At 43.0% G+C, this 19,474-nt stretch carries 17 protein-coding genes; 7 read left to right on the top strand and 10 right to left on the bottom strand.

All coding sequences use genetic code 11. The annotated features are described in order from the left end of the window. Positions 1–239 precede the first annotated feature (239 nt). Positions 240–842: a GNAT family N-acetyltransferase gene (locus tag ACJJI6_RS19190; protein ID WP_475711739.1), complete on the top strand. Its 603-nt coding sequence runs from the start codon at positions 240–242 to the stop codon at positions 840–842. A 1,657-nt stretch (positions 843–2,499) separates the two neighbouring features. On the opposite strand, the gene ACJJI6_RS19185 is transcribed toward ACJJI6_RS19190, so the two are convergent. From ACJJI6_RS19185 to ACJJI6_RS19175, 3 genes are all read right to left on the bottom strand, one after another. Continuing rightward, the gene (locus tag ACJJI6_RS19185; protein WP_475711737.1) at positions 2,500–2,946 is read right to left on the bottom strand and encodes a hypothetical protein; all 447 of its coding nucleotides are present in this window, start codon (positions 2,944–2,946) and stop codon (positions 2,500–2,502) included. A 704-nt stretch (positions 2,947–3,650) separates the two neighbouring features. After that, entirely contained in the window at positions 3,651–3,938 is a 288-nt protein-coding gene (locus ACJJI6_RS19180) for a DUF7661 family protein (protein WP_475711735.1), read from the bottom strand. A 127-nt stretch (positions 3,939–4,065) separates the two neighbouring features. Next, entirely contained in the window at positions 4,066–5,109 is a 1,044-nt protein-coding gene (locus ACJJI6_RS19175; protein WP_475711734.1) for a hypothetical protein, read from the bottom strand. A 326-nt stretch (positions 5,110–5,435) separates the two neighbouring features. On the opposite strand from ACJJI6_RS19175, the gene ACJJI6_RS19170 reads away from it, so the two are divergent. Together ACJJI6_RS19170 and mmsB are read left to right on the top strand one after the other, a co-directional pair. After that, positions 5,436–6,947 carry a CoA-acylating methylmalonate-semialdehyde dehydrogenase gene (locus tag ACJJI6_RS19170; protein ID WP_444915376.1) on the top strand — a complete coding sequence of 504 codons (1,512 nt, stop codon included), beginning with the start codon at positions 5,436–5,438 and terminating at the stop codon, positions 6,945–6,947. A gap of 18 nt (positions 6,948–6,965) precedes the next feature. Next, positions 6,966–7,859 (top strand): 3-hydroxyisobutyrate dehydrogenase, encoded by an 894-nt coding sequence (gene mmsB / locus ACJJI6_RS19165; protein WP_444937112.1) that lies wholly within the window; start codon positions 6,966–6,968, stop codon positions 7,857–7,859. Positions 7,860–7,926: 67 nt separating this feature from the next. On the opposite strand, the gene ACJJI6_RS19160 is transcribed toward mmsB, so the two are convergent. Both ACJJI6_RS19160 and ACJJI6_RS19155 read right to left on the bottom strand, forming a co-directional pair. Further along, the gene (locus ACJJI6_RS19160; protein WP_444895923.1) at positions 7,927–8,457 is read right to left on the bottom strand and encodes a hypothetical protein; all 531 of its coding nucleotides are present in this window, start codon (positions 8,455–8,457) and stop codon (positions 7,927–7,929) included. Between the two features lie 131 nt (positions 8,458–8,588). Then, the gene (locus ACJJI6_RS19155; protein ID WP_444934324.1) at positions 8,589–9,311 is read right to left on the bottom strand and encodes an SDR family oxidoreductase; all 723 of its coding nucleotides are present in this window, start codon (positions 9,309–9,311) and stop codon (positions 8,589–8,591) included. A 117-nt stretch (positions 9,312–9,428) separates the two neighbouring features. On the opposite strand from ACJJI6_RS19155, the gene ACJJI6_RS19150 reads away from it, so the two are divergent. Then, complete coding sequence (locus ACJJI6_RS19150) at positions 9,429–10,343, top strand: LysR family transcriptional regulator (protein ID WP_444934325.1); 915 nt, start codon at positions 9,429–9,431, stop codon at positions 10,341–10,343. A gap of 57 nt (positions 10,344–10,400) precedes the next feature. On the opposite strand, the gene ACJJI6_RS19145 is transcribed toward ACJJI6_RS19150, so the two are convergent. Next, complete coding sequence (locus tag ACJJI6_RS19145) at positions 10,401–10,796, bottom strand: hypothetical protein (protein WP_108734714.1); 396 nt, start codon at positions 10,794–10,796, stop codon at positions 10,401–10,403. 193 nt (positions 10,797–10,989) lie between these two features. Here ACJJI6_RS19145 and ACJJI6_RS19140 point away from each other — a divergent pair, with 193 nt between their 5' ends. Next, the gene (locus ACJJI6_RS19140; protein ID WP_475711732.1) at positions 10,990–11,718 is read left to right on the top strand and encodes an adenylyltransferase/cytidyltransferase family protein; all 729 of its coding nucleotides are present in this window, start codon (positions 10,990–10,992) and stop codon (positions 11,716–11,718) included. Continuing rightward, entirely contained in the window at positions 11,699–12,391 is a 693-nt protein-coding gene (locus ACJJI6_RS19135) for an ADP-ribosylglycohydrolase family protein (protein ID WP_475711730.1), read from the top strand. The genes ACJJI6_RS19140 and ACJJI6_RS19135 overlap by 20 nt, the downstream gene beginning before the upstream one ends. A gap of 20 nt (positions 12,392–12,411) precedes the next feature. Here ACJJI6_RS19135 and ACJJI6_RS19130 read toward each other — a convergent pair whose 3' ends face one another. Then, positions 12,412–13,125, bottom strand: coding sequence for an NUDIX hydrolase (locus ACJJI6_RS19130; protein WP_445359070.1), 714 nt, complete (start codon positions 13,123–13,125; stop codon positions 12,412–12,414). A gap of 60 nt (positions 13,126–13,185) precedes the next feature. After that, positions 13,186–13,542 carry a winged helix-turn-helix transcriptional regulator gene (locus tag ACJJI6_RS19125; RefSeq protein WP_444907094.1) on the bottom strand — a complete coding sequence of 119 codons (357 nt, stop codon included), beginning with the start codon at positions 13,540–13,542 and terminating at the stop codon, positions 13,186–13,188. 111 nt (positions 13,543–13,653) lie between these two features. Between ACJJI6_RS19125 and ACJJI6_RS19120 the strand changes: the two genes are divergently transcribed. Next, positions 13,654–14,445 (top strand): SDR family NAD(P)-dependent oxidoreductase, encoded by a 792-nt coding sequence (locus tag ACJJI6_RS19120; RefSeq protein ID WP_475711728.1) that lies wholly within the window; start codon positions 13,654–13,656, stop codon positions 14,443–14,445. A gap of 149 nt (positions 14,446–14,594) precedes the next feature. Here the strand turns inward: ACJJI6_RS19120 and asnB are convergent, their stop codons facing one another. Together asnB and ACJJI6_RS19110 are read right to left on the bottom strand one after the other, a co-directional pair. After that, positions 14,595–16,529, bottom strand: a complete 1,935-nt coding sequence (gene asnB, locus ACJJI6_RS19115; protein ID WP_475711726.1) for an asparagine synthase (glutamine-hydrolyzing) — start codon at positions 16,527–16,529, stop codon at positions 14,595–14,597. A 436-nt stretch (positions 16,530–16,965) separates the two neighbouring features. Continuing rightward, complete coding sequence (locus ACJJI6_RS19110; protein WP_475711724.1) at positions 16,966–18,621, bottom strand: histidine kinase; 1,656 nt, start codon at positions 18,619–18,621, stop codon at positions 16,966–16,968. Positions 18,622–19,474: the final 853 nt, after the last annotated feature.

The raw sequence follows: 19,474 nt of genomic DNA, 5'->3' as shown, positions 1-19,474 counted from the left end.
AATGACGCAGCTGAGAAAAATCAGCGGCGGTACTATACCACACAAAGGCTGACTGTATAGTTTCACCCAGCCAAACTCCTTTCCTTTATAGGTTTATACAGAGCAGTTGTTGGGGGGGGCGTCTTCAGGACCGTAACATAGTTTCACGTTCGCAGCGCGAGCGTCTATCTTTGAGGTACCCCATCCCGTTGCGAACTTGTAAAACAAAGCTGCTCAAAGCAGCCAGGATAGGAACCGTTATGTCACCCAACAACAGTGTGAATACTGAACACCAAGTTGAGCTGATCACCCTCGGCAATGGACGCAAAGTCTCGATACGCCCCATCTGTCGCAGTGATGGCCAGCTTGAGAAAGAATTAATTGAACAGTTATCTCCAGAAACTCGCCGCGATCGCTTTATTGGCGGAAGCTGTAAAGCCAGCCAAAAGCTATTGGAGTTACTCACAGATAACGACCACCATGTACATGAAGCTTTTATTGCACTCTGCAGTAGTGACAGAGCACAGAGAGCCGTTGCTATAGCACACTACGCACTTGACGTTGACGGACGCGCTTGTGAGTGTGCCGTTGTGGTGAGCGATGACTGGCAGGGGTTAGGTTTGGGACGCTTAATGTTAAAGCGACTCATCAACTGCGCTCAGGATCAGGGGCTTGAACGAATCTATTCGATTGAGTCAGCACAAAATAGACGAGTGGACAGTTTCGCAAAATCCATGGGCTTTACCTGTAAAGCCGATGCCAAAGACTATACCCTGCTCACCTATACACTAGAATTGAAAACTAATATTGAGACTAATGGCTTTAGTCATAAAGAGGAAGTTTCCCGAATAAATTTGGAGTAGGCTTGAAAAGTCTGAGTCTCAATTCGCAAGTATAATTATTTATGAAACAGGCACCTTTTAGGGCCTGTTTCTACTATTCTAATTCCATCTCTCCTATACATTACATGCGACCTTAATGGGTGCTTAGTATCTGAACGCCTGTTTTACTTGGCACAAGCAGATACCTACTCACAAGACATCTATATCAATCCCAAGAGCAATCTATTATCTAATTGGCTCTTCCTTTAAATTGCAAGTAGGAAAGAACGTTACCTTCTCGAGAAAGTAATACTATTTAAGAGTCAGAAAAATTCGGGTTGTAATATCACACTGAGTTTATCTACCTAACTTTGAATAATTTTATCAAGTGAAATAATAACCAAGTCGATAAATAAACATTTCCACTAGCTCCGTTTGGAAGATACGCGGTTAGTAATCGACCAGAACTATACTGCGAGAAAAAATTGTGAAGCCACAGGTATCAGGAAGTCTACGATGGATTCACGAGCTTGCAAATTGCAAGCAGAACGAAGTTGAAAGGCACCTTAAGATATCGCAATTGTACCTGATCAGCTACTTATCTAAAATTTCAAATATGAAGTTTAGATGGGTTAAAGAGGAAAAAGAAACTCTAAAAAAGCTACACTTCTCTTGATACTCGCTAGACTTAACAATTGAGAGTCAAGCGATTGCAAGAGTACCAATCTGTTCAGCAATTATGTGGCGTATTTAGCATAAACTGTAGTCGCCACCGGAACTGGCTGGACGGACTGTATAAACAAAAGCCAGAAGCTGTACAATTACAGGCTCTAATTAATACATCCCACAAAGTTAGCAATGACTCCGGAGCAAGAACAATATCAGAAAATGCAACACTGGGAGGCACACACTTTGACAAATGCCTTGCAGCAGAAAGAATGAGACTGCTTAACCTTTAAGAACATAGCTACAGAACAATCGGTAGTGAAAAATCTAGTAACCACACATCAATACGTCTAATCATCTAGATCGGGAGTTTGATATTACTGAACTCAATAATGCGTAGACAGACGACATCACATATATCTGGGCGGGGACCTAGTAGGCGAATCTTGCAATAGCTACCAACATGCTTGCGTGTAGGCTTGCTGATTCGATAATCTCATTTTCCCCAGACACGGCATAGATTATGTAGGCAATTACAATATCTTAAGAATCACAAGATGAACCGAAAGGATCTTTGTTTCACTCACACCAGGATGTTAGCACGTGATTCTTCTGGCAATTATTGTAACGCTATCGCATGACACCAAGCCTGTTACGCCGCAGTTACTGCCAGGATAACGCACCAACTAAACGCATTTCCAAATTTTGAAAACAGAAAGTGGGGCGGATAATAGCTATAAATCTCCCCCCTCAACTAAACCAGAGATTAATAGTTATATCATTAGTTACTACAGCGAAATACGGCCATGCCAGAAAAGGTTTGATTTCCATCAAATATGGCAAAAAAAGAAATACTAGAGAACTAAGAGCTCAATGAGAAAAAAAATACCGATATAGCTTCAAGTGTCAACCATTAATGCACAAATTAAACTATAAGCTTATTCCAAATAATAACTTTCTGACTGATAAACTAATTTGAACCTCGCCTTAAATAAACAGGCTATGGCGAGGCCCAAGCAGTTGAAAGTACTTATTACTTCTCGAATATTATAATTACATTATCACTCCCACCTACTGATTTTGCCTGCCAGCCAGCTGCATAAATATCTTGAACCGAAGAAAAAGATATAGTTGAGCTACTTGAGGATGAAATACATTCTATTGAACCATTACCAGAGTACCAATATGTGTGCCATGATTTACAAATTAGCTGCTCTTTTGAAGCAGCTCCTTCCAGAGCTGCAATTCGCTCATCTTGGCTATTGCTCTCAGACACAATATCTAAAATTAAAGCCTCTGAATTTACTATTCTAGTATCCTGCGCATTACTCTCATCAACTAAGGCAGTAAAATTTTCATTTACCTCTGATGCCAAGGCCCTAGAACCTGAAAAAAATTCATTAGGTACAGAGATTTGCTCAGCAACACTAACATTCGCAAAAAGCACCATCACACCAATAAAAAAAGCTCTATAGTTCATAACGTAATCTATTCCCAATTATTGCTATCCCAATCACCTTCACCCCAAGTTAATCCCTTATCACCTCCTGAAGAACTGGAATCTCCACAAGATATCAAGAAAAGACTTACCAGGATTACAATCCAGAAGCTTCTACATTCTATTTTCATGAATTTTAAAATCCCAATCTATAAGTAAACGCCCCAGTTTCACCTTTAAAAAACAGATAAAATCGCCCTCCTGAGATAAATAGCAATAAAATCTGCACATCCAGACCCCCTGAATGGTTACATGAGTTTACCATACCATTTCCAGCATTCACCATTAAATATTCCCCACTCCAAACTTCTATCTTACACACGAAAAAATATCCATTTTTTATAGCCTTGCAGTGAGACCCGTGTACCACAAAAAAACCTAAAGGAATAATCCATCTATTTATAATTATCACATAGTCATATCCTGAAACATTATCTCAATCTACTGCATAATAAATTTTCTGCGGAAATTGCTTTAGTTTCAAAGTCCAATTAAACCGTTTCACAAACAAAAGACAGGGAAGAATAGTAAACACCTTAAATAAATTGAGCTCACTAAAGCTGAAACAATCAACAACCTATACCACCAAAAAAAGAATACTATTCGATACAAAGACAAATTAACCTTAAATTTACCGGCAGAAGAAAACCATAGAAATGTATTTAAAGCTTTTTCTTGCCTCAACATTATTCATTTTCTAGCACATTCACTCTACATCTATACATTCCAATACACCGCTCACTCGCCCATTCATGACAAATATCTGCCAAGTATTGAGCTAAATCTTTCTCACTAATTTCCGAAGGTATTGATATCCCGGCACTAAGACGCTTACCTTCATTGCCCTGATAGAATGTGGCCCAGCTATTCGACTGCCTTTCGATCAAAATCTCTCTACCAAAAACATTAAATTTAAGCTTTTTCATAAAGAACCATGTGCAACTAAAATGCCTCAAAGCTTTGCTATTGCTCACACAAATTTCACAAACCTATTTTCTTTGTATGGATACAATACGCTCTCCATCAGATACATCAAAGTATTTGCAGGAGTTAATTTAACTCCTGCAAATCCAATAAGTTCTTCTTTTATACCACTCTTCTTTAGTCAAAAAAATCATCACACGCCAATGGCCCACTAAATTCTAGTAAGGCCTGAGGCATTTGAACTTGCTCCTTCAACTGTCCAAATTGATACAGATAGAAGTTGACATCTGCCTGCATGGATTTCATATAACTCTGCTCACCACCAAAAATAATTACAGAGGGAAACTCCAGTGGATAAAAGCTGGCAATGTCTGCCTTTGCTTCGACAACTAACTTGTATGAAATTTTGTTAAGTTCAACTTGTAGATAACCAGAACAAGCATCTGCTTCCCGTTTAACAGAGAAACCATTAAAAGCCGGTAAAAAAATCAGGTCATACTCTTTAGAAACATATCGCCCCGCCCACATTTCAATCTCTGAGTCACCCAGTTTAGCTCCGGTAATCATATAGTAGAGGTCATCTGTTAGCCCCATTGAATAGATCATACCGGCACTGGATTCTTTGTCATACCAGCCCTTATCCAATTGCGCATAGCCAGCACCGGCTAGAGACATAGAACCATCAAAATAACTGTAATTGACTGGGGTACCTACCGTATATAGGAACCACTTTCCTCCTACCCCAGGTATCTCAGGAATAAACCCAAAAGGGGTTTGACCGGGGTTTAACCCATGCCAGTAATGGTGGTGTTCACCAGCCCACTCCATATTAAACAGGAAATCTGGGTGTAAGACCTGTACACCCTGCTCATCGGCCACAACTACTCCCGGGACTTCATAGTAGAACTCATCAATACCTTCAGGGTGCTTCAAAATCACTTCATCAAAAAAGAGATCATACTTCGTGGTAGCTCCGGTCTCTGAAGAAAAAGCTAAATGGATATAGGCTTTAGGCTTGGCAGCTGCAAAGTCAGGTGCAATATAGGTTTGTAAGCTAACTTTGAAATATCCCACATCGGGAATTGCAATGTTATAGAACCATTGCTCGGCCCAGGTTTCGTCAGAGCTAGGCTCATGTGCACTTAAGTCACTTAGAGTGGTAGCACCAACAAATATGGGAGATATCATTAATCCGATTACAATCAGTATTCTTTTTATCATAAAACACATTGAATAATCCTCTTTTACTCTTCACTAGTTACATTACGACAATAACATTTAAGCTAGGCATTAATCCAAAGCCGAATTGCCAGCCACAAGATACTAGCCGTACAGTGCAAGATTATTTTTTCATTTCTTATGGGTGTTAATTATTTGCGATCTATTCTACAAAGATAATCAAATACATTTATTTTAATTTTTTGGTCAATCAACCTTCTGCTCAGCAAAAGTGAATAGTCATAAAAGCAGCGTGATATTCCTCTTTAATCGCGAAAAAACACCTAAACTGTTGGATAAAATCCCCTCCTCTCGGCGCTTTAATTAACATGAATAAGAATATTCCTTCCAAGTTACCAATAATGATTGGTGGTGAGTGGATTCAGTCCAAAAGTACTGAGTGGCTGGATGTAACCAACCCCGCTACCGGCGATGTTCTTACACAGGCGCCATTGTCTACCCAGACTGAACTGGAGAATGCAGTAATTTCCGCCAAAGAAGCATTTGACCAATGGCGAAATACGCCGGTTACTGCAAGAGCACGGATTATGTTGAGGTATCAGGCGCTTCTGAAAGAAAATCAGGAGCTGCTGGCTGAAATCCTCAGCGAGGAAACAGGTAAAACTTTTGAGGATGCCAAAGGGGACGTCTGGCGCGGTATTGAGGTTGTTGAGCATGCAGCCAATATCGCTTCACTAATGATGGGTGAAACCGTAGAGAATGTTGCCAACACCATCGACTGTTACTCCTATCTACAACCTATTGGAGTTTGTGCGGGGATCACACCATTTAATTTCCCCGCAATGATTCCACTATGGATGTTTCCAATGGCGATTGCCTGTGGGAATACTTTTATTCTGAAACCTTCTGAACAGGACCCTGTCACGCCTTGCAAACTGGCCGAATTATTTGCTGAAGCTGGGGCTCCTGCAGGTGTTTTACAGGTAGTACATGGCGGCAGGGAACAGGTGGATTTTCTTCTAACGCATCCCGGCATTCAGGCCATTTCATTCGTTGGTTCAGTCCCCGTAGGGCGGCATATTTATCAGACGGGTACCCAGCACCTAAAACGAGTTCAAGCTTTTGCCGGTGCAAAAAACCATATGGTCGTGATGCCCGATGCCAATAAGGCTGCGGCTATAAATAATATTGTTGGATCATCCATCGGAGCTGCCGGGCAACGCTGCATGGCGATTTCCGTCGCTGTACTTGTTGGGGAGACACAACAGTGGGTAGACGACATTAAAGACGCTATGTCAGCTATCAAGCCCGGTCATTGGAAGGATACGCAAGCGGGCTTCGGCCCACTAATATCACCCGCTGCTCGTGAGAGGGTGCTTGGGTATATCGCCCAGGGCAAAAAGGAAGGCGCCCGCTGTGTGTTAGATGGCTCTGAAATTACTGTCGAAGGGTTTCCCAATGGGAACTGGGTTGGTCCCACCCTATTTGCCGATGTTACCTCGGACATGTCGATCTATACCGACGAGATTTTTGGTCCCGTACTTTGCCTGGTAAATGCCGACTCCCTGGAAGAAGCAATCCAATTAATCAATAACTGCCCCTATGGCAATGGCACCTCAATATTTACGGCTAGTGGCGCTGCCGCACGTAAGTTCCAACACGAAATATTAGTGGGGCAAGTCGGTATTAACGTGCCTATTCCAGTGCCGTTACCTTTCTTTAGCTTTACCGGCTGGCGAGCGTCTTTTTATGGTGATCAACACGCTTATGGAAAACAAGCTGTACGGTTTTACACCGAAACCAAAACTGTTACAGCACGCTGGTTTGACAGCGATATAGAGCATGCAGAGCACACCAATTTAACCATACAGCTCAAATAATGTTAACCGGAGAGCAGCATGACTAAAACAGTCGCATTTTTAGGATTGGGCCATATGGGACTGCCTATGGCCACCAACCTGGTCAAGGCGGGCTTTGAAGTTAAAGGGTTTGACCCGGTCACTGAAATACTGGATGCCGCTGTAGAAAGCGGTATCAAAAAGTGTTCCTCTCCCCAAGAGTCCGTCGAGGAAGCAGGTTTTGTGGTAAGCATGCTGCCTAATAGCGCGGCGGTTGAGTGCCTGTATATTGATACCGACAAACTGCTCGACAGTATTTCTCGCGACTGTTTGATTATCGACTGCTCCACTATTTCTTCCAACAGTTCTAAGCGCCTTATTCGTGAAGCCAGAATCAAAGGCCTGCAAGCCATTGAAGCCCCGGTATCCGGGGGAGTGGCGGGTGCTAGCAAAGGAACTTTGAGTTTTATGTGTGGGGGAGAGGCTGGTGATGTCGATAGGGCCCGGATAGTTCTAGAGCCAATGGGTAGCAATATTTTCTATGCCGGAGCAGCGGGATCTGGCCAAACAGCAAAGATTTGTAACAATATGCTGCTGGCTATTCATATGATTGGTACCGCTGAAGCCCTACAAATGGGGGTAGATAATGGACTCGACCCCAATGTGCTCTCCGACATTATGTTAAAGAGTTCAGGAGCCAACTGGTCCCTACAAAATTACAATCCCTATCCCGGAGTAATGCCCGAAGTTCCAGCGAGTAAAAACTATAGCGGTGGTTTTATGGTAAGACTTATGTGTAAGGACCTGGGATTGGCTCAGGAAGCCGCCACTCAGAGTAAGAGCTATACGCCTCTCGGCTCAATGGCGCGCAATCTCTATGGAATTCTCAATTTGCGCGGAGGTAGTGATTTGGACTTCTCATCTATTCAAAAGCTATTTCAAGAAGTGGATTAGCCGCGTAGCAGGCTGGGTATCCACAACCCCAGCCGCAGCTCCACTTCTCTCCAGCACCAGTTACTGGCTATGGTTGCATGACTTTACCGAGAATTCGGATTTCACGCACTTGATCCCACTCTATAGCAAAGTAGAACTTTTGTTTGCGTCCAGCATTACTGGGAATCGTGAGTTCTTCAGGGTTTCCTTTGCCCCTAAACAAGTTGGTTGCATAGCCATCCTGGTCAATAAGGATCACTGCCTCGGAGCTATCCAGGTCGATTAACCGCACGGGGAAGTCATTTTGATTTTTAAAACCAACTTCAACATAGCAACCACTCTCCGCATGGGCGGTCACTGCGATAACGTCGGTTTCCAGATACTTATTGAGATCTTCCAGCGTATTGATAAGTACAGCACCATCAGTACTCTGCCCTGTTTTACGTCCATCAACCACACCTTCACTGGCACCATCCATCAGGTTTTTACCAAAGCTGACGATGTTAGACATCACTGATTTTGCCGTTTCCGCTACGCCACTCTCTTGCTCATCTGTATTTTGCTGTGCAAACGCAGAGGAACATAAAATCAGGCCGGCAATTAAAATCGTTCTTCGCACTGATATCTCCATATCCTTTACTATCCATTCCAGCCTAAGCCAGCTCCGGTTAGCTGGCTTAAGTTGGGAATATTAGCAAAAGAAATATTGCTTGGAAAAACGATTAGTGTTTGCGCGGTACAAAATCAGGATTACTGTCCCTGCCCTGTTGCTGCAATTTGAACCTCGCGAATATTTACATGCTGGGGCTGGGAGTACATGAACATTGCTGTACGAGCAATATCCTCTGCATTAATTGCACCACCAATGGATTCTTTCCATTGTTGATAGGCCTCAATAATTTCTGCTGAGGTAGTGTGGCTTAGCAGCTCTGTTTCCACCGCGCCAGGGCATATGGTCATTACACGTACTCCGGTAGGTGCCACTTCCTCACGCACGGTTTCACCAATAGCAGAGACAGCATACTTGGTACCACAGTACGCAGCATGATTGATAAATGTTTTTACTCCAGCAATAGAACTGATATTGATAATGGTCCCGGAATGACGAGTTTTCATATCATCCAAAACCGCCTGCATACCGTTAAGCAAGGCCAATACATTCACATCAAACATTTGCCGCCACTCATCGGGGTTCTGGGTTTCAATATTGCCCAGTAACATTTTGCCAGCATTGTTAATCAGACAGTCAACCGGGCCGAACTGAGTCTCAGCCTCACGAATTGCCTCGCGCAAGGCTGCCATATCAGTCACATCCACTTTCCTGCAAAGAGTATTTGGCAGATTTAAAGCTTCCAGTTTGTCCACACGCCTTGCCAACAATAATAGTGGGTGCCCGGCAGCAGACATATGTTGGGCAATGGCAGCACCAATACCTGAACTGGCTCCAGTAATAACAACGAGTGGTTTGGACATGGGCTCTCTCTCCTTCAATGAGTTATCCCGGCGGATAGTTTTGTTTAAGTAGACCCAGTATAGGAATTCCGACTAATATGATTAGCCCAACCAATTAGAAAACATTGTTTGGTTTTTATGAACAATATCTCATGGCGCGCTATTCGTGCATTTATTCAGGTGGCCGATGCCGGAAGCTTCACCGCTGCAGCGCGGGACAGCGGCTTTTCCAAGGCCAATTTGAGCCAACTGGTCACTGAGCTGGAAACAACCCTGGATATACAGCTTCTCTACCGCACGACAAGACAACTGCGTCTTACCGAGATTGGTGAGGGTTACTATTTGCGTTGCAAGCAAGCGATGCAGCAGTTGGATTCAGCCGCCGATTGGGCCAGTGAATCAAAGGGGGGACTGGAGGGAAACATCCGCATAAACGCTGTTGGTGGCGTTATCGGGGAGAGCTTAATTGCTCCGCTGGTGATCAAGTTTCAGCAGGCCAATCCAGGAGTTAGAGTTCATCTGGACTTTTCCAGCACCCGAGTAGATTTGATTCAAGACCAGTACGATTTGGTTATTCGTATGGGCAGTTTGCCGGACTCCTCTCTAATCGTGCGTAAACTTCACACTATCAAAACCCGATACGTAGCCAGCCCAAAGTTCCTTCAGGAATATGGACCTATAGAAAAACCTGCTGACCTAGCATCTGTACCGCTAATTTCCGGCAGTGTGGATCAATGGCTGCTAACACGAGGTAAGAATCAACAGGTTGTGCAAGTTGAAAACAGCACTAAATTGATTAGCGGAAGGGTAATGCATCGCGCTGCAATTGAGGGACTTGGAATTACCCGGCTAGCAGATATCTATGTCCAGGCAGATATTGCCAGTGGACGCCTGGTTGAAATTCTGCCCGGCTGGTCTGAGTCTACCGAGCTCTCGATGGTATGCCCGCCCCTACGCCACCAATTATTACGGGTGCGCAATTTGATGCAGTGGCTCAAGGAGGGTTTTGCAGATATTTATTTACAGGCTTTAACTGTTAGTCCTATTGAATAAAGTACCTCAAATAAACGCGAACAATTTGTCTCTGTGACTAGCTTTTCCTGATTATCGTCAAAGTTCACCTTCTGATTTTTTTATTGCCTGTAATTCCACCGGTGACAAAGCCTTGTAGCCACGCAAATAGGGCCAGCCATACCCCCAGCGAAATGGGGTGGGTAAAAAAGGCGTACCGCCAACCCGAACTCCAAGTAACATCATTAGTGCAACTTCTTCTTCCCCGGTTCCAGCTACACAGACTTCAAGATCTTTATCCGCCTGCTCGCGTTCATCGTATGTGCCCCCTTTCCAGTAGGCATAATCATGGGCAATACAGCAGTCGAGCCACAACTCCTGTTGATCAAAAGTTCCATCGGGAAATGCGCTACAACCATCAGTAGTAAATGGTTCTATTTCCTGCGCAAAGGCTTCCAAACTCAATAAGGAAATGAACAACAACCAGCGGCACATCAGTTCTACTCACACACTCGAAAAAAGTAAATCGGCTCGAACACTGGAATATAACCCCACCTCTTCGATAAACCACTAAAAATTGAATTTAAGCCCACTTGCCATTAGTGTCTATTGGACACATAATATTTCAAGACCTATTATTCAAGCCCTGGAGAGACCGGGGTTTATTCACAGCAAGGAGCTTGCTGCTATGGCCCAGCACTACGATTTTGCCGTTTTCATCGGTCGATTCCAGCCATTCCATTCCGGACATCTAAAAGTAGCCCAGTGCGGATTAGCTCAGGCCCAGCACCTGATTATCCTGATTGGCTCCGCCAACCAGCCCCGCAATCCTCGCAACCCCTGGACTCATCGCGAGCGGGAACAATTTATCAGGAAAAGCTTAAGCCAGAGTGACAACAAGCGCCTGACCTGCCTACCTTTAATGGATGTGCCCTATAACGATGAGCTGTGGGTACGCAATGTACAAAACTCCGTTAACGGCATAGTGACCGCTCATCACACCATTCCCCACAAGCCACCTCAAATTGCATTAATCGGGCACCAGAAAGACCAGAGCGGTTTTTACCTCAACCTCTTCCCCCAGTGGGGATCCCTTGGGGTGGAGAATCACAACGAAATCAGTGCAACCCCCTTTAGGGAGGCACTATTTACCGACAGCGCCGATAGCTTGTTGAATTCACTCAACCAAGAAAAGCAATTGCCAGAGGGCACTATTGGCGCTTTAAGAGAGTTTGTGGAGACCAATCCAGCCTACGGCGAAATGCGCGAAGAAATGGCATTCATCCAGCGCTACAGATCCTCCTGGGCCACCGCTCCCTATCCGCCAACTCACGTGACTGTCGATGCTGTAGTGGTCCAATCTGGCCATATCCTGCTGATAGAGCGACGATACTCAGATGAGCTTGGCTATTGCTGAGCTCCTTCTTGAGAATTCGAATCCCCAAGAGTCGGACTTTGCACAAGCTTTTATCCACACTTATAAGCGTGATCCTCGCCTTGGATATGCATCAGGCTTTCAAAGCCTTCTCGATAGCTGTGAAACTGGAAAGGATTTAACTCGCAAGATAAGGCCTCACAGCAAACGTAACGGTGCTGCAATGCGCTCAGTACCCCTTGGGCTCATTCCCGATATTGATCAACTACTAACAGTGGCTAAATGCCAAGCTAGCGTTACGCACAATACCGAAGAGGGAATCTTATCTGCTCAAGCAGTTGCCCTAATGGCACATCTATTAATCTACCAAAAATCAGCTCTAATTGAGTTACCCAAGCTTATTGAGAAAAAGCTCAACCTAAAATTAATAGGAAGCTGGTCTGGCAAGGTCAACTGTGATGCCTTAGAAACCTTGGCAGCGGTAAATACAGCACTACAAAGTAATCGAGACTTCCTTGGACTATTGAAGACCTGTATAGATTTTGGTGGTGATACTGATAGTGTCGCCGCAATTGCCTGCGGGCTTGCAGCACTTACCAGAGAGTACGATTTGGAACTTCCTTTCAGTTTACTCTCTGGCCTGGAAAATAGTACTTATGGATACCAATACTTGATTGAGCTAGATAAAAAATTAGTTAATAATTTTTCATCTTAAGAAGCTAAACTATTTTTTAGTTAAAGCTCTAAATTTCTTATAAATTTATGATCAGCGGAGCTTTCACTCAAACGATAGAGCGCTGCGGGCCGACCTTTTTCAGAACGTTTTTCACCAGTATCTACTAACAGATTTGCTTGCTCAATTCGCCTGCGAAATGATTTTTTCTGTATTGGTTTCCCAATTATTGCCTCATGTACTTGCTGCAACTCTGGCAAGGTAAAAGTTTCCGGTAATGCAAATGCAGGCACAATGGTATAGAGCGCTTTTTGAACCAAACGCTCATGAGCACGACTAATAATTTCCTGATGATCAAAAGCCAGAGATAGTTGAGATATCTGAGAGTAAGGCAACCAGCCCACACTCGACACAGTATCGATTGCACTTGCACAGCATTGGTGGGCAATCAAGGCAGTATAGGCAACCGTTACCGACCACCCCCGTTTATCCCTGCTGGGCCCTCCAAAAGTATAAAGCTGCTCTAAATAAGGCGGTATAACTGATGTCTTTTCTTTTAGCTTTCGGTTAGCTGTCGCCTCCAGACTATTATCTTCGGTTTCAGAGACAAATCCTCCAGGCAAAGCCCACTTCCCTTTCTCTGGATGAGCAGAGCGCTTAACCAATAACACCTTGAGAAAGCCTTCGTGATAGGTAAATAGAACTGCATCCACAGTAACTAAAGGAGCGTCAAAGTTACGCTTCTCATAACGAGCTATATAGTCTTTTTCATTCATAGGGAGCGACAAGTATCATTTAGACACTTAGTGTAACTCGAAGGTATTGGTGGGATAAAGTTATTTACTTTCAGATAAATCTGAGCCGTCAATTTCTTCTTGTAGCTTTTCCAAGTCGTCCAGAATTCTCAGGAATTTCTGTCCAAATTCTGTAACGTTATATTCCACACGGGGAGGAATCTCTGCATAGCTGATCCGCTCCAGTATCCCAAACTCCATATTTCTACGTAAACATTCATTCAGGACTTTGGTAGTCAAACCCTCAACGCTGCGAACCATTTCCCCCGGTCGATTTACCCCTCTAGCCAAAAGCTGATAGACAGTAAGGGACCATTTACAGCCATAGATAGTCTCAACCATTCTGGCACTTCTCTTGGGCGGGCGCTTTCGCGTGAGCATATTTTTCTCTGATTTCATCAATACTTACCAAAAAGTAACTAGTGCACCATTTTGTGCTTACTTTTCAACCTATCCGGTTCTTTTCTAAACTCCACTCACGTAATGAGCATATCTCAGTGAGGAAATAATATGAGTGACTCCACTAAAAGACCAGATTCTACTGAACAAAAAGAAGTTGCCTTAATCGTTGGTGGTTCCAGTGGTATGGGACTCGCCATTGCAAACCTGCTGGTGAAACAGGGAATTCACACAGTTATTATTGGCAATAATCTCAACAAACTTGAAAGAGCCCACAACGAATTAACTCAGATGGGCTCTGCAGAAGCACTTCAGGCAGACCTCTATCAACAGGCTGATATCAGCAATATTATCGAATATATAAAATCCAGCAATCATCATTTTAAATACCTGGTAAACGCCGCTGGATATTTTAATCCTACTGCATTTCTTGAACATACCCGGGAAGACTACGACACTTATCTCGACCTCAACCGTGCCACCTTCTTTATTAGCCAGGCCGTAACAAGAAACATGGTAGACAACGGCGGAGGGTGTGTAGTGAATATTGGCTCCATGTGGGCCAAACAATCGGTAAAGGCGACACCCTCCTCTGCCTATTCAATGGCCAAAGCCGGTTTACATTCGCTCACCCAACATATGGCGATGGAGCTGGCCGATCACAATATTCGGGTTAATGCAGTATCCCCTGCGGTGGTTAAGACGCCTATTTATGAATCCTTTATCGATCCAGGGGAAATAGACCAAGTACTTGCCTCCTTCGATAGCTTTCACCCTATTGGCAGAGTTGGTACCCCCAAGGACATCGCTGATGTCGTAGACTTTCTTTTAAGCGACAAAGCAAGTTGGATAACAGGAGCCATTTGGGACATTGATGGCGGGGTAATTGCTGGTAGAAACTAGAATACCAAAACGCCCGGATAGAAGTATTTTATTCGGGCTCAATTTAGAGAAATTCCTGCACTGCAGCTCCTGCTAAAGAATTGTTATTTTACCTTTTATTTAAATATCCAGAGTAAACCATCAAAACCACTGAAGTATAAAATTAAATCCTAAGACATAACCAATCGCTTGTGCAACAAAATACCACTCACGATAAGGTATTTTACAGCATCAACAACATTCTGATCGGCTTGCAATAAGCTATCACTATTATCAAAAAATCTAATTGCCTTCTTGTGATCCAAAAACGGCATATCCAAAGTTGCACGGCTATGAACAATATCCTTCATATATTCATGAAGTTTCCTGTTTTTCTTATCCGTAAGTGGCGGAGTCCAAAGAGGCTGTTTTTGCTTCTTGTATACTTGCTCTGTTAACACAGGTTTCATGGCTTCTCTGAGTATATATTTCTCCGTTAACCCGCGAATCTTGTATTTATCCGGTAATACTGAGACATACTCAACCAGGTGATGATCCAGAAAAGGTAGGCGCCCTTCGACAGAGTGAGCCATTTCTGTTCTATCCCCCATCATTGTAAGAACATAGTGGGGCAGCATAGACTTGGTAAAGGTATATAGACTTTTTGATAAAATAGACCTGTTCTTAACCGAAAAGGCACCTCCCAAGTGTTCCAACAGGGTTTCTGCAGGCTGTAAGTGCTGTATATACTTGGCATAATCCTCACAAAACAATGGGAATATCTTTGTGCCCATATCCATAAAGCTCTGCATCCAGTTTGGAAAGAAGCCAAGGGCTGACTTCACCACCTGTGACTGATGCATTCTTGTAGAGGCCATAAAAACGCCTTCGGAAATAGGATCACCAGACTGCAATTTCTGCAAGATAGCTTGCTTTTCTTTTTTTGGAATTGTATCTAAATAATTTTCGATAAAATCTTGCCTGAACCAACCGTAACCAGCAAATACTTCATCTGCTCCATCCCCAGTAAGAACCACTTTATAACCGTGCTCTCGAACAACTCGGCTTAGAACATATTTAGTGATAGCGTTACCGTTAAAGAACATTTTTTCGCCGGTATAAGCAGTATCCTCAAAGCAAGAGATCAGTGTGTCACTATCAATTTCAACAGGGTGATAATTACTGCCCAAGTAATCAGTCATGGATTTTGCGTTAGAGGACTCATCATAGGCCTGATGATCAAAAGATAAGGTGAATGCATCGATCGGCTTATCCACCATACCTTGCGCTATACCAAGCACGGAAGAGGCATCTATGCCACCACTCAAATAGCAGGCAACAGGTACATCAGCTTTGAGCCTTAACTTAATCGATTCAGAGAAGCGCTCGCGCACCTCACTAATAACCTCTTTCTCATCGAAAACATTACTTACTTGTTCCGCAATAGTGGGGAAGTGTAAATTCCAATAAAGATGAGTCGAAAATTGTAGATCATCCAAATAGGCCAAACCATAATGACCAGGAGGAAGCTCATGAACATTGTTAAACAAACTAGAAGCTGGAGCATGCAAGAAGCTAATTTCTTGCCAAAAAGTATGTGGATTCCAATCTATCGGCAAGCCAAGCGCTTTGAAGGCCTTAACTTCTGATGCAAAACACAAGCATCCATCTGCCCAATAATAAAATAGAGGTTTTATTCCAAACCTATCTCGAGCAGAAAATATTAAGTTTTTTCTTTTATCGTAAAGTACGAAAGAAAATTCCCCTCGTAGATATTCCAGGCTATAAACACCAAACTCTTGGTATAGGCCGATAAGTATTTCACTATCCGATTGTGTAAGAAAACGATAGTTCCGCCTTATCAAATCATCTTTTATCTCTAAATAATTATAAAATTCACCATTAACAATGCAGGCTATCTCTCCATCATCACTCAATAGTGGCTGCTGACCACCTTCCAAGTCAATAATACTGAGGCGCTTATGAGCCAGCCAGGCCCGTCCATCTCCTGATGACCAGAACCCTTCACCATCAGGCCCTCGATGGGAAAGGGGTTGTAATGCTCGATAAATCTGTTCCCGGTTGTATACAACGGTATTTGAAAATACAGCTAGCAGCCCACACATTTTGCTGTCTCCCCAATATCGATAGAAGGACTGCCTCAGATTAGCAAAAAAGTACTTCGCGCCATCTACTCAAAAAAAAGCGAACAAATACTTATGCATTAAAGAATTGAACTAGATATAAGTATGAGATTAAAATTTAGAACCAAACTCACATTTCACTAGCTGAGCTTGATTACAAGCTCAGACTTAAAGAGAGTTATAAATATTAAAGATATCCTTTTCTTTCACTATCCAGCTAAGCTTTAGCTAAAACTCTAGATATATTGCTGCTCTAGGAAAATCTTTTGATTTACCTGAGCAGCATAAAATCTATACTTAGAATAAAGATTTATAAAATTTACATTGTACGTATTCCGTTCGGTCTAGATTAATGATAACAATACCATTTAAACTCAAACAACTAACTTTATACGTAAATATAAATTATACAGCCCAATCAATAAATATAAACCGCTCCTGCATTTTCAGCTTCATTGCTCTCAGGGTTTGCGAACAAACCGCTATCCGCTCCATCTTCAGTGTTCGCCCCTACTGCTAAACTAGCTCCATCTCCACTTAGCGCAACAGAGCCACCAAAATGGTCTCCCGAGTCTGTGTTGCTCGCCTTAATATAAGCTTCACTAGACCAGTCTACGCCATTAAATATATAGGTATAAACTGCTCCTGCTCTAATTGAAGATTCGTCTGTACTATCTCCGAACAATCCTTGGCTATAGCTTTTCTCTCCCCATGCTCCCACGGCGATAAAACTGCCATCATCACTCAGGTTTACCGCCTCTCCAAAGTAAGCCGATACATGAGGATTGGAAGCTTCCAAGTAGGCAGTTTGCTGCCAAGTGTTTTCTTTTCGAGAAAAAATGTAGACAGCGCCACTGTTAGATCCACTTTTTAATGGGGCGCCAACTGCTAGAGTTTGCCCATTACCACTTAAATTGAGCGCAAATCCAAACCAACCACCAGCGACAGGATTACTAGCCGATATCTTGCTATCTTCCACCCAGGATTCACCATCCAACTGGTATAGATAAACGGAACCTGCCTCTGCATTGTCAGCATAAGCCCCAACTGCGAATGAAGCCCCGGCATCATCAAGGCTTATCGAAGAACCAAAACCTAACCCCTCAGAACTATCAGCAGCCTTAATATAGGCATACTGTGACCAACTTCCCTCCTCATTACGGAACACATATACCGCTCCAGAATCTTCAATAGAATCGCCATCAAGACCACCATCTTCACTGGGTGCGGTTACTGCTAAAGTAGAACCATTCCCACTAAGGCTAAGGGCATAGCCAAATAGGTCATTATTTCCTTGATTGTCTGCTTGAAGTCGGGCGCTATGGACCCAACCTTCATTACTTCGGGAAAAAATATGAACAGCGCCCGCAGAAAAATTATCATTTTCCCCGTTCTCCTTGAATGCCCCTACTGCAAGCGTATAACCATCATCGCTAAGACTCAATGCAGTTCCAAACTCTGCAGCTTCTTGAGGATCTGGAGACTTAAGATAGGCTTGCTGTGTCCATTCGCCATCTTCCCGAATAAAAATATAAACTGCACCTGAATCAGGTGTCAGGTTATCCTCTTGGTCACCACCACTATCTTCGCGAGGAGCACCTACTGCAAGCAGGTTGCCATCATCGCTAATTGCTAGATTCCAACCAAACTGATCGTCAGCATCCGTATTACTGGGTTTAAAATAACCGATACTACCTATCACATCCTGATCAATCGCTACTGCATCAGAATCGATACATCTCTGATCATCGCAGGTTTGCAATAAGTATTGGGCATTAAGCTTTTTGAATAAAGGCACCACTAATTCAATGCGCTCTTCTTTTGGCGCAATGGGATTTCCAATAGGTTCAAACCCAGAGTGCCCATCAGCATTTTCAAATAACTGATAATAAGTTGCCCCAGAAACATCGCTCCAGCGAAAGGTTAGCGTTTTAGGTTTCTCATAATGGACCGCCATCGTAGCAGCTGTAAGCTCGCCACCTGTGTCTGAATCATCTCCCCCGCTCGAAGATCCATTGCACCCTGAAAGATATGCACTAAATATCAATATTGCTACGTTGATATTAAATTTCATCCTATATTTTCCTTATAGGTCATCGTATTTTTTTAAAAATGTATAATTCTTGGTGCCGGAGCAAATAAAATTTTCATGCTTATCACAGACAATGCGAAGTCTCTCTAGAATCCTTATTCTTAGCGCTAAAATGTATCTAGTAAAAAGCACTGCGGAAAATAAAATACGCACCTTGATGCACTAATATTTTCAAGAAGCCTACAAGGTTCACGTGATAAAGTGAACTTTTTTAGATAAAAAGAGTTTTTCCCCATAAATTAGAACAGTAGTTTCAAAAAAATCGAACTTAACGTCTTAAAATTTATAGGAATCTGTCTGAATTTGAGGGTATATTTTCACAAAAAAATATGACTCAATATTTCTTGAACAACTAACAACATAGATAGCACAGGTAGCCATTTAACAATTTAGGGTAAGAAACTTCTGTATAACTGCATAAAAAATCAGTACAACCCTAACGGGCCAAGGAAATTAGGGACTGTAAACCTAATTGTGTAACTGATCCCCACCGCACTCTGCATCAGAGTAACTTATGCACAGAACAATGAATAAAAAAGATTCCGAACAGCAGCTTCAATCCCACGTCACAGAGTTAGACTGTAGGGGTTAAATCTGAAGCCAACCTCACCTTGGCTCGCTCTGTACGCATTTTTCAAATCCCCGGCTCCATCATAAATTTACTAATCCCTATAAATTCACAGTTTCAACTACTACATGGTTTTGTTGACCATCGACTATACCGCCCCCTAACGGTACACGGGATAGAAAATATTTCGTTCCCTATTTGATCACCATTCAACTTGATCTTGTTGAGCCTGATGCTACCAGCGGTCAAATTTAATGTGTCATACAC

The sequence above is a fragment of the Microbulbifer maximicatervae (SeqCode) genome (assembly GCF_056232625.1).
The sequence above is the reverse complement of the archived record's forward strand: the minus strand, read 5'-3'. Positions and strand labels throughout refer to the sequence as shown.

Excerpts from the sequence above, each read along its gene's own strand:
- ACJJI6_RS19190 (WP_475711739.1), top strand. The coding sequence starts at position 240 with ATGTCACCCAACAACAGTGTGAATACTGAACACCAAGTTGAGCTGATC.
- ACJJI6_RS19185 (WP_475711737.1), bottom strand. The coding sequence starts at position 2,946 with ATGAACTATAGAGCTTTTTTTATTGGTGTGATGGTGCTTTTTGCGAAT.
- ACJJI6_RS19175 (WP_475711734.1), bottom strand. The coding sequence starts at position 5,109 with ATGATAAAAAGAATACTGATTGTAATCGGATTAATGATATCTCCCATA.
- ACJJI6_RS19170 (WP_444915376.1), top strand. The coding sequence starts at position 5,436 with ATGAATAAGAATATTCCTTCCAAGTTACCAATAATGATTGGTGGTGAG.
- mmsB (WP_444937112.1), top strand. The coding sequence starts at position 6,966 with ATGACTAAAACAGTCGCATTTTTAGGATTGGGCCATATGGGACTGCCT.
- ACJJI6_RS19155 (WP_444934324.1), bottom strand. The coding sequence starts at position 9,311 with ATGTCCAAACCACTCGTTGTTATTACTGGAGCCAGTTCAGGTATTGGT.
- ACJJI6_RS19150 (WP_444934325.1), top strand. The coding sequence starts at position 9,429 with ATGAACAATATCTCATGGCGCGCTATTCGTGCATTTATTCAGGTGGCC.
- ACJJI6_RS19145 (WP_108734714.1), bottom strand. The coding sequence starts at position 10,796 with ATGTGCCGCTGGTTGTTGTTCATTTCCTTATTGAGTTTGGAAGCCTTT.
- ACJJI6_RS19140 (WP_475711732.1), top strand. The coding sequence starts at position 10,990 with ATGGCCCAGCACTACGATTTTGCCGTTTTCATCGGTCGATTCCAGCCA.
- ACJJI6_RS19135 (WP_475711730.1), top strand. The coding sequence starts at position 11,699 with ATGAGCTTGGCTATTGCTGAGCTCCTTCTTGAGAATTCGAATCCCCAA.
- ACJJI6_RS19130 (WP_445359070.1), bottom strand. The coding sequence starts at position 13,125 with ATGAATGAAAAAGACTATATAGCTCGTTATGAGAAGCGTAACTTTGAC.
- ACJJI6_RS19125 (WP_444907094.1), bottom strand. The coding sequence starts at position 13,542 with ATGAAATCAGAGAAAAATATGCTCACGCGAAAGCGCCCGCCCAAGAGA.
- ACJJI6_RS19120 (WP_475711728.1), top strand. The coding sequence starts at position 13,654 with ATGAGTGACTCCACTAAAAGACCAGATTCTACTGAACAAAAAGAAGTT.
- asnB (WP_475711726.1), bottom strand. The coding sequence starts at position 16,529 with ATGTGTGGGCTGCTAGCTGTATTTTCAAATACCGTTGTATACAACCGG.
- ACJJI6_RS19110 (WP_475711724.1), bottom strand. The coding sequence starts at position 18,621 with ATGAAATTTAATATCAACGTAGCAATATTGATATTTAGTGCATATCTT.